Annotated in this window: 6 protein-coding genes; 4 read left to right on the top strand and 2 right to left on the bottom strand. The window is 53.1% G+C overall.

The annotated features are described in order from the left end of the window. Together ACIQWO_RS27085 and ACIQWO_RS27080 are read right to left on the bottom strand one after the other, a co-directional pair. Window positions 1-429, bottom strand: a 429-nt coding sequence (locus tag ACIQWO_RS27085) for an IS3 family transposase (RefSeq protein WP_402830796.1), incomplete at its 3' end; no start/stop codon positions are given. Window positions 430-476: 47 nt separating this feature from the next. Continuing rightward, window positions 477-740 (bottom strand): transposase, encoded by a 264-nt coding sequence (locus ACIQWO_RS27080; RefSeq protein WP_402830794.1) that lies wholly within the window; start codon window positions 738-740, stop codon window positions 477-479. A 522-nt stretch (window positions 741-1,262) separates the two neighbouring features. Here ACIQWO_RS27080 and ACIQWO_RS27075 point away from each other — a divergent pair. From ACIQWO_RS27075 to ACIQWO_RS27060, 4 genes are all read left to right on the top strand, one after another. Next, window positions 1,263-2,945: an acid phosphatase gene (locus ACIQWO_RS27075; RefSeq protein ID WP_402830793.1), complete on the top strand. Its 1,683-nt coding sequence runs from the start codon at window positions 1,263-1,265 to the stop codon at window positions 2,943-2,945. Between the two features lie 1,533 nt (window positions 2,946-4,478). Continuing rightward, entirely contained in the window at window positions 4,479-5,225 is a 747-nt protein-coding gene (locus ACIQWO_RS27070) for an EAL domain-containing protein (protein ID WP_402830791.1), read from the top strand. 442 nt (window positions 5,226-5,667) lie between these two features. Then, window positions 5,668-6,327 (top strand): response regulator, encoded by a 660-nt coding sequence (locus ACIQWO_RS27065; RefSeq protein ID WP_402830789.1) that lies wholly within the window; start codon window positions 5,668-5,670, stop codon window positions 6,325-6,327. Beyond that, entirely contained in the window at window positions 6,327-9,620 is a 3,294-nt protein-coding gene (locus ACIQWO_RS27060; RefSeq protein WP_402830787.1) for an ATP-binding protein, read from the top strand. The genes ACIQWO_RS27065 and ACIQWO_RS27060 overlap by 1 nt, the downstream gene beginning before the upstream one ends. The last annotated feature ends 187 nt before the right edge of the window (window positions 9,621-9,807 follow it).

Here is a 9,807-nt window from a genome sequence, read left to right as displayed (position 1 = left end):
TCGACGTGAACGAATCGATCCCGCCACATCGATCACCAGGCACTCCCGCGTATATTCATCGACCACCGTCAGGCATTTGACCTGCTGGCCGTTCGCACAGGCATCGAATACAAAGTCATAGCACCAAACCGAGTTGCGAGCTGCCGGTGCGTGGGGCCTTGGACGACTGCCTGCTACGCGGCGTCTGCGACGCTTCTTTGGCACTTGCAAACCCGCCTGCGCCCAGAGCGAAGCACATCGGTCGCGACCGACTACGATGCCTTCGCGCCCTAGCAACACACGGATGCGGCGTGAGCCGAAGCGCGGGAATTGCCCCGACAACGCTCGCATCGCATCGATCACTGGCGCGTTCTTGCTCGGCATCTTGAGCTTGTAACCCAAGCTCGAACGGTTGACCTGCATCAGCGTGCACGCTCGCCGTTGGCTCAAGCCCCGCGCCATCGCAAACCGGGCTTGCACACAGCGAGCCTGCACGCTCACCACTTTTTCGCGCCGATCTCCTTCAGAACTTGGATATCGAGTGCCTGGTCGGCGACCAGTTTCTTCAGTCGGACGTTCTCCGCCTCTGGTGCTTTGAGGCGCTTGACGTCATCGCTGACCATTTCACCAAAGCGCTTGCGCCAAGCGTAGATCGACGCTTCGCTTACGCCGTGGCGCTTAGCTACCTCGGGCACCGTGTCTCGAACTGCCTCGCGAAGTATCCGAACAATCTGCTCGTCGTTGTACCGGCTATTCTTCATACCAACTCCTCATGAGCTGAGGAGCCATTGTCTCTAGATTTCTTTGGTACGAAATTTCACGGACAGGTCAGTGGTGGCCTTCCGCTAATTCTCGCCGGGTAGATGTTGGTCACCGCACCGATATCTTCTCGCTCGACGGCATCAGCATTGCCCCCAGAATGCGCCACCACCGAATCGCGGGCGCACATCATTTGCGCCAAATTCCGCAACCGTCAGCAGCAACTCTAAAGCTCGTGCCAGCTCATTATTGATCTTCATGTATGCCACATCACGGCTTACGTCAATCCAGTGTATGCCGACGGTTTGGATAGCGGCTCCTAGCCCTCCGGGTATGAATCGAAGTTTATCGAAACTTAATTAACCCTCTTAATGGATGCTGGCAAATTTTGAGACTATTGATCCTTCCATTCCGTCACTTTCGATTCCGACCAGGGCATGGGCCGATTATGCGCCCATGCTTTCCAAAACTCACACCCCGGAATTCATGGCCACTGCATTCTCCCAAACTAGGAAAAAGTTATCATGACGCACGACACCACGCCTCAGCCGCACGATCCGGCACTCGACGCCGACCTCTCGCACGCCGACGATCCAACGAATCCGCAGCGTCGCCGCATTCTGCAAGGTCTGGCCGCCATCGGCGCCGCCGGTGCCGCAGGCGGTGCGGGCGCACCGACGGCGGTCGCTGCGGGCGGCACGTTCGACGCCCAGCTCAAGGCCAATGTGAAGACGGTCGTCGTGATCTATCTCGAGAACCGCAGCTTCAATAACCTGTTCGCCGACTTCCCCGGCCTCGAGAAGCCGCTCTCGGAGGTGGCCGCATCAAGCTACACGCAGCTCGATCGCGACGGCAAGACGCCAATGTCGCTGCTCCCGCCGGTGTTCGACGGTCTGGTGCCGCGCTCGCAGATGATCGGCGGCAAGAAGTACCACATCACCGAGAAGGACATTGCACGTCAGCCCAACGCGCCGTTCATGCTCAAGGACGCCGAAGGCAAGTTGCTGCCGGAGTCGGTCATCACGCGCGACCTGTGGCACCTGTTCTGGCAGAACCAGATGCAGATCAACGACGGCGCGAACAACCAGTTCGCCGCCTGGGCTAACTCTGGCGGTCTCGTGATGGGCTACTACGGCGAGACGGCCAAGACGCTCGACATGTACAAGATCGCGCAGCAGTACACGATGTGCGACAACTTCTTCATGGCAGCCTTCGGCGGCTCGTTCCTGAACCACCAGTTCCTCGTGACGGCGCGCCCGCCGATGTATCCGAACGCCGCGCAAAGCCCGGCCAAGGACAAGGTCGCCGTGCTGGCCGACGGCCCGCAGGGTGTGCGTCTCGCGGTTGCACCGGACTCGCCCGCGTCGGCTGCCGACGGCAAGCCGAAGTTCGTGCGCGACGGTGCGATCACGCCGGACAACTTCGCCGTGAACACGATGATGCCGGCGTATCAGCCGTCGCCGATCAAGCCGTCCGCCTCGGGCGACAAACGTCTGGCTGACCCGTCGAACCCGGCTACGCTGCCGCCGCAGAACTACGCCACCATCGGCGACCTGCTGTCGACGAAGGGCGTGTCGTGGGCCTGGTATGCGGGCGCGTGGCAATCGGCACTCGATCACAAGGGCGGCGCGGACAAGCCGAACTTCCAGTACCACCATCAGCCGTTCAACTACTTCGCTCAGTTCGCACCGGGCACGGCAGCGCGCGAGGAACACCTGCGCGATGGCGGTGAAGGCGACAGCCCGATCTCGAACAAATTCATCGCCGACGCGATTGCAGGCAAGCTGCCCGCCGTCACGTTCTACAAGCCGCAGGGCAACCTGAATCAGCACGCGGGCTATTCGGACGTGGAGTCCGGCGACCAGCACGTGGCGAACGTACTCGCGCACCTGATGAAGTCGCCGCAGTGGAACAACATGGTGGTCGTGATCACGTACGACGAGAACGGCGGCTGGTGGGATCACGTGGCACCGCCGAAGGGCGACCGCTGGGGTCCGGGCTCGCGCATTCCGGCCATCGTGGTGTCGCCGTTCGCCAAGCGCGGCAACGTCGATCACACGTTCTACGACACCACGTCGGTCCTGCGCTTCGTCACGCGTCTGCACGATCTGCCGACGCTCGAAGGCATCGCATATCGCAACGCCGCCTTCGCGGCACGCGGCACGAACCCGCCGGGCGATTTGACGCGTGCGCTGGCTTTTGTCTAAGGGATTAACGTGATCGCCTGGGCCCAACGTGGACCGTAACAAAAACTGACACCTTTTAAGCAACAAAAACATTCTCTTGGCTTGCCGACCCACCATATGGAAATGAAAACATTGCTGAGAGACATCGTCAGCAATCGCATGCTGAGCTACAACAAAATGATGGATGGCTCGAGCGTTGCCCCCTGAGTTCAAACGCAATGCTGCGGTACTGGTCCTTGATCAGCATAAAGCTGCATGGAAGCATGTTGCTCTGTTTGCGTTGTCGAATCCGTTTTGCGCTGCGGGGTTGAACAGCTTCAGCTTGAACGCCAAAGTGTTACCTCTCAGGGCAAAGTTTTCACCCGAGCGCAGTAGCGAATTCAGGCGGTTGAAGCACGTGTCGATCGCATTGAGCGCGAGAGGGCCATTTTCAAGAATAGGTACCGGGCTCTTAATGTTGGAAGGGACCGAACGTGAGCATTGTTTGAGCTTCCTCGATCTCGTCTGTATTCCTTTGGGTAGCGACGGTAACGTGTCGATCTGACGTGCATGGCGCGACGCAGTTGTGTGCATGAGTTGTTCGTCAAAAGCCGTAGCTCAGGGGGCAGTCGCAACATCATGGGAATGGTGCGTGAGCAAGTGCCATAGAGCGTCTGAGGTCAATCGTTTGATGGCAAAGCTTGGGCGGATTCGGAAGGAACCGGGCACCCATGAGTACTAACGCGCCACGATCGAGCGCGCAGCCATTCCGAATCGTCTGAATCGGAAGTTTGTGATGGATGGCCCCCAATCGAGTTTGGTGCGGTGACATCACCTACGTGTGGGCGTAGGGTCGTTGGCACCTCTCGGCCGCTGTTTTAGATCTATTCACGTGCCGCGTTGTCGGCAGGAAATTTTCGACGCGACCGGATGCCGACCTGATGCTGCAGGCGCTCGAACTGGCGTACGAGCAGGGCGGTCAGTTCGGTAGTCGCAAGTCTCTCGCCAGCGATTGTGACGGCACCGAATTGAGCAGAATATGAACCGATGTGGTAATCGTTGGGATTACTCGCAGATGGAGCGCTGCTTCACAAGTTTGAAAACGAATGGGTGCCGAACGCCGGATAAATGACGCCTTCCCTAAGCTGACCGGAGGCATCAGCCATTGTAGGCTCAGGCCCCGGTCCGTCCACCTAACCGGTCGTCTGAACTTCTGCGGCCACATCCAATATGCACTCCCTGGTCAAACGCACTCTCTCCGAGTGGAAACTCTATCATTCGGCGCACTCCCCCGATCTGATCAATCGAAAATCGTCCGCTTCGATGCTAAATCTTTAGAGTTTTTTCTATTCACGACAAGATACTAACAGACGCACTATACGTCATACGAAAAATTTCTACGTTCGCCTTCTGGCAACCTTCGGTCGCAGTGGTTTTTTATGCAGACGGGGCGCGGTTGAATATTCTGGAAGTCTAATAGATTTAACTTGATGAATTATGGTTGAAGAAAATCTCGAATACTGCAATTTTACTGAGGCCGGGCGGCCGTCAAAAAGCATGGAGGCCGCGCTAGCAATGGCGCTCGTCAACCATGATTTGACGTTAGAATATCAGCCAATTTTTGAACTGGATTCAGGTCGAAAAGTTTTGACAGAAGCGTTGGTGAGATGGCGGCAAGGTGGGAAAACCGTCTGTTCTCCCGATGTATTTATTCCTATTGCCGAAAAATGTGGACTGATAACACCTATTGGGGAGTTTGTTATTGATGCGGCGATGAGATGTCTGGCAGGTCAACTAGAAACACAAAATTATGAAGGGCGGCTTGCAATTAATGTCTCCCCGCAACAGTTTGTTTGCGGGCAATCCATTTCTTCATATGTTGAAGCGTCATTAAATAAATACCGACTTAATGGAAATCAAATTTGCATCGAGATAACTGAAACAACACCTTTTATTTTTTCAGATCGATGTGCGCGTGAACTGCGACGACTGCGCGAACTTGGGGTTGTCATATATTTAGATGATTTTGCAAGTGGATTTCTGGGCATCAGAGCATTCGTTGATTTAGAAATTGACGGCATCAAATTGGCAATGAAGGGTGGTAAAGACAGAGCCTATGCCCCCAAGCAGCAAGCGTTAGTTAAGGCTTTTTGGCAAATGTGCCATGATTTGGATCTTGACCTGATCGTCGAGGGCATCGAAACTGCGGAGCAAATCGATTGGCTTTCAAAGTTTCCGGGGTTGCTTGGACAGGGATTTCATTTGGGGTGCCCAGCGGGCATGAATGAATTGAGTTTGCGTGTCCGCGTCGGCGAAACATGAAAAAGCATATATTTGCGAGGGCGATGGACCGCCCCGAGCTCGTACTCAAGTTCCTTCCGACGTTTGTGCTTCTCGTGCTTGTAGTGTTCTATTCGTGCGCGTTACTCATTTACGCATGCGACTGGAGAACATGCGGGGTTGTGTTGGAGCGTACATGCATAAATTTATCTATATTTTTAGTCTTGCTTCTGGTCGTTGCAATTGTCGCGGATGTTTCCATCAACCGAGAGCATATTTATCCCCGTAAAACCATAATGGCTAAAGGGGTATCGGGACTTGACAACGGGGAACAACTTAGCGATAGAATGGTGTCGGATCTCCTTGCCAAGATTGATCTGTCGGAATAAAAACACGGTGGATGGCGCTTTTCGGTCGATCGCACTCTGAGAGAGTGCATCTGGAATTTTCGGGCGCGCACCCACTGGATTCGCTAGGGCACACGATGTTTCGAGCCATTATTGCAGACGACCACCCGTTGATTTTAAGTGCTATTGAACGGGCGCTTCATGATAGTAGTCAATTTTCCGTTGTAGCCCTTGCAGGGTCAGGGGAAGAGCTATTGGCACTTTTGCGACTCAAAAAGTGTGAACTTATCGTCACTGATTTCTCAATGGTCCAAGATAGTTCGGGCCACGATGGTCTATCACTGCTGCGACTTCTAAGGCGTCAATTCCCTGAGATTATGGTCGTCGTCGCTACGATGAATACAAATCCAGCAGTGTTGAAGCAAATTATCGCTTGTGGCGTTCGCGGGGTCGTTGGAAAAGAGGAGTCTCCCGAAGTTCTTTCCCAGATTTGCGTGCGCGCGATGCGAGAGCCGTACGCGGAAGTTGAACTCGGTCCGGCCGTTACAAAGCGGTTAGGATTATATCTTTCAAAAAACTCGACCGCGAGCGTTGTTTCTAAGTTGGATCAACTGACCGCAAAGGAAATTGAGGTTGTTCGCTTGTTCGCTGGCGGCATGACGATGTCAGATATTGCTAGCAAGCTTAACCGGGCCATATCGACAGTTGCCACTCAGAAGAAAAGTGCCATGGACAAGCTGGGTGTTCAGTCAAACGCTGATCTCGTACTATACGCAGAAAAAATGGGGCTGATTTGATGGATCGCTACTTAAGCAAAGCTGGCTTATCTCCACTTAGAGCCATCCGCTCCCTTGAAAAAAGTATGCAACGAGAACATCTGATGTTCTCGTTTTTTGTTTCGACGTTGATTTTCTTAATTGTCATATCTGCCATTTTCGTTATCGGTGGTAAGGCGACACGCACTCTTCGACTGTACGAGCAGGCTTTGTGGTCAGCCGATGAAGGGCTCAGTGCTGTTGTCGTCAGACGTCTTGGAATGCTCGATACTTCTCGTCTTTTACTGAGAAATCACGGTGTGTACTATAAGGAACACACCGTGCATCCGACATCTCCGTCAATTTGTAGAAGGTCAGCCGGTAGCACGGGATCCAACGTGGTCTTTGAGGAGGTCTGCAATGATGCAGCAAGTCTCTTGGCTACAGTTGGCGGAGATGCCCCGCTGATGATAGTTGCTGAAGATGCGTCGCTCGCATACTCGCATAACTTTCCGACGATCGAAACGCAGAATAACATTCGTACCGATGATGGTCTACGGCGTTTCGTTGTGGAAATTTCATCACAAATGAAGCACCTGAAGGCATCAAATGCGTCTCGCGAGCCGGTTTGGATGCGAGTGCCAAATACTTTTGGAGCGAATGCTACGACCTTGATCGCAGTCCTGCCAACCGATACCGGAGGAGATTCACCGAAAGCGCTTCTTGTGACTTCAATCGATGTCGGTCCATTTCTGCCATCATTTGCGACGTCAGAAAGCAGGGGGGGGGGGATAGCATTACTTGATCAGTTTGGCAACGTGCTCATCGGAAGTCTATCTACCGCGCAGGCAGGCAAGTTGCACAAGCAGGTTTTCGAAACGAATCGTGAATCTTTCTCGCAGTTGTCTGCCGCTGGATGGGCGATGCGGTGGCCGTCACGAGCGTTTGGAGGTGACACGATGGTTGTAGCGCTGCCATGGAGCGCGATTTTGACAATATTACGCTCAGGGTCGATTTGGATACTTGCACTTGCAGGCATTACCATCGCTATTCTATTTATTGCATCAAGATTTTGGCGGCGTCATTTTATTGAACGTACGTATCGTCAAGCAAAGCACGCGATTGAACGGCAAATGTTAAATCACCTCTTGGTTCATGCTACTCCCATTGGATTGTGCATCCTTAATAAGGACAGAGGACAAATCGTTGTTGCAAATAGCAAATTCCGTAAAACACTGAATCTTTCGGAGACAGATACAGACTTGCCATCCGAGTTTGCCCGTGGTTTTGCTGATGTGGTGCGTCAGTCTGAGGTGACACAAATTGGCGATGAAACGGAGCATACAGTCATTTCTCAGTTTCCTGTCTCGGTTTCCCCCAATGAAGGTGCTAACACTCACCTAGAGATTACCTTTGCTCCGGCGCTGCTAAACGACGAGGATGTGTATTTTTGCGCTGTTGCGGATGTTACGGAACATATTGAAGCGGAAAGAATGCTTCGACAAGCGAAGGAGACGAGTGAAGACGCCGCAAGAGCGAAGCTTAAATTTTTCGCATCCATGAGCCACGAAATCCGTACCCCGCTGGCTACCCTATCAGGGAATCTCGAGCTGATGGCGCTCGGTGACTTGGCAGAAGAACAACGAGCCCGCCTGCATGCCATGCAGGCGTCAACGGGGGATCTACTGCAAATCGTCAATGACGTGCTTGATTTTTCGAAGATCGACATCGGTGAAATGCCTTTGAATCGACGTTGGCAGTCGACCTTGACGCTATTTTCGTCTATTGCTGTAATGTATGCTCCGGTCGCGACGCGAGCGGGCGTTTCATTCTATCTTTCTTTGGAAAAGACCGTTCCTGCAGAGCTTTTTCTGGACGCTCTACGAGTTTCTCAGATACTACACAATCTGCTGAGTAACGCCTTTAAATTTACGAGTTCCGGCAAGGTCACACTGAAAATTTCGTGGGTCGATTCTGTGCTTGATATTGTTGTAGCAGATTCAGGAGTCGGAATTCCCGAGGAGGTTATTCCAAAGCTGTTTCAGCCATTTTTCCAAGGCGAATCCCACCGACTTGCGAGAATACGCGGGACAGGTTTGGGGCTTTCAATTTGCTCTCGCCTTACCGCGCTGATGAAAGGCAGCATCTCTGTGGAAAGCACCGTAGACGTTGGGACACGAGTGCGCGTGGTCATTCCCTTTGCCGAAGACGAGCACGGGGATGCGATGTTGCAGGGATTGTTGGAGCCTCAACGTACAGCAGTCGTCATCAGCAGCGAGCCGGAGCTGGCATCATGGTTGTCCGTCGTGTTTTCGGGATCTGACTGCTTCGTACACAACTATAAGACGCTCCCCGAACGCGAGGTGTATGCTTCGGCGGACGTCGTTATCGTGGCTCTTGCAAACCACCTCGTTGCCTCCTTAATAGATCAGATAGGTGCTAGCAAGGTCCTTGAACTGACGCCGCAAGGCCCTTTGTTGCCGACGAGGCGAGAATCAGGCGCACTGGAAGTGTGCACCTACAGCATCGAAGGGATCGACGCTGCATTGAAGAAAATATTTTTGTCATCTCACGACCATAGCGAAGCTCAGGTAACTGCGTTAAGCGAGTTAGTTGTGCCAAAGCAGGCTGGGGTGCAAGGAGTGGTTGCGCTCATCGTAGAAGACAACGAGCTGAATGCCAAATTGCTCAAGGATCAATTATCGTCATTGAACGTTACAACTCTTTCCTGTAGTGCAGGTGAAGATGCCTTGGCACTTCTACACCAGGGGCAAAAGATTGACCTTATTATCACGGATATCAACTTGCCGGCAATGTCCGGCTACGATCTTCTCAAGTGCATTCGGCAGACAGGTTCGTCGATTCCGGTATACGCCATCAGTGCGAGCGTACAGCCTAGTGACATTATGCGAGGCCTCGAATTTGGATTCACGGATTATCTTAGCAAGCCGGTACCGCTACCTCGTCTTTCGGTGATCACGTCGGAATCGGGACTTGTCCATGCGGAAACCAGAAGCTTTCTTAGCAAGTTTTCTAAGTCCTCCGAACAGCATCAGATTCTCTTTATTTCGCAATTCGGCATTGATCTGGAGCATTATGAGCTGGCTATGTCGTTAAGGGATGTACGCAAGCTGGTTTTTCAAATTCACAAGATCGCAGGTTCGTTCGCCACATTCGGTGACTCGTTATGGCTAAGGCGATGTATGGATTTTGAGACGAATTTCTCAAATTCTGACACATGGACAGCGGAGGTAGAAGCTGCCGCACTATCTTTGCAAGATTTAGTGACAGGACTAGGTCTCGTGCTGCCGACGCCCGTCACATCCAATACCTAAATTGGTGTAGGGTCTATCGCTCATCATCAAGTCAATATGAGTATTCCGTGTCGCCGACGCTGGTGGCAAGTGATTGCGGGGCATCGCCGGCGCGACGTCTCCCCGTTCTCAGTAGCACCAGGCTTTAGAGTCCGGGGATTAATGTAACTCTTTCTTCGCCAGTTTCCGGGCGTAGGATGCGGGCGTT

The sequence above is a fragment of the Pandoraea sp. NPDC090278 genome (genome assembly GCF_044772185.1).
Classification (GTDB): Bacteria; Pseudomonadota; Gammaproteobacteria; order Burkholderiales; family Burkholderiaceae; genus Pandoraea.
Note: the sequence above shows the minus strand (reverse complement) of the source record. Positions and strands in the feature narration are given on the sequence as shown.

Coding starts and splice junctions, on each gene's coding strand:
- ACIQWO_RS27080 (WP_402830794.1), bottom strand. CDS start 740: ATGAAGAATAGCCGGTACAACGACGAGCAGATTGTTCGGATACTTCGC.
- ACIQWO_RS27075 (WP_402830793.1), top strand. CDS start 1,263: ATGACGCACGACACCACGCCTCAGCCGCACGATCCGGCACTCGACGCC.
- ACIQWO_RS27070 (WP_402830791.1), top strand. CDS start 4,479: ATGGCGCTCGTCAACCATGATTTGACGTTAGAATATCAGCCAATTTTT.
- ACIQWO_RS27065 (WP_402830789.1), top strand. CDS start 5,668: ATGTTTCGAGCCATTATTGCAGACGACCACCCGTTGATTTTAAGTGCT.
- ACIQWO_RS27060 (WP_402830787.1), top strand. CDS start 6,327: ATGGATCGCTACTTAAGCAAAGCTGGCTTATCTCCACTTAGAGCCATC.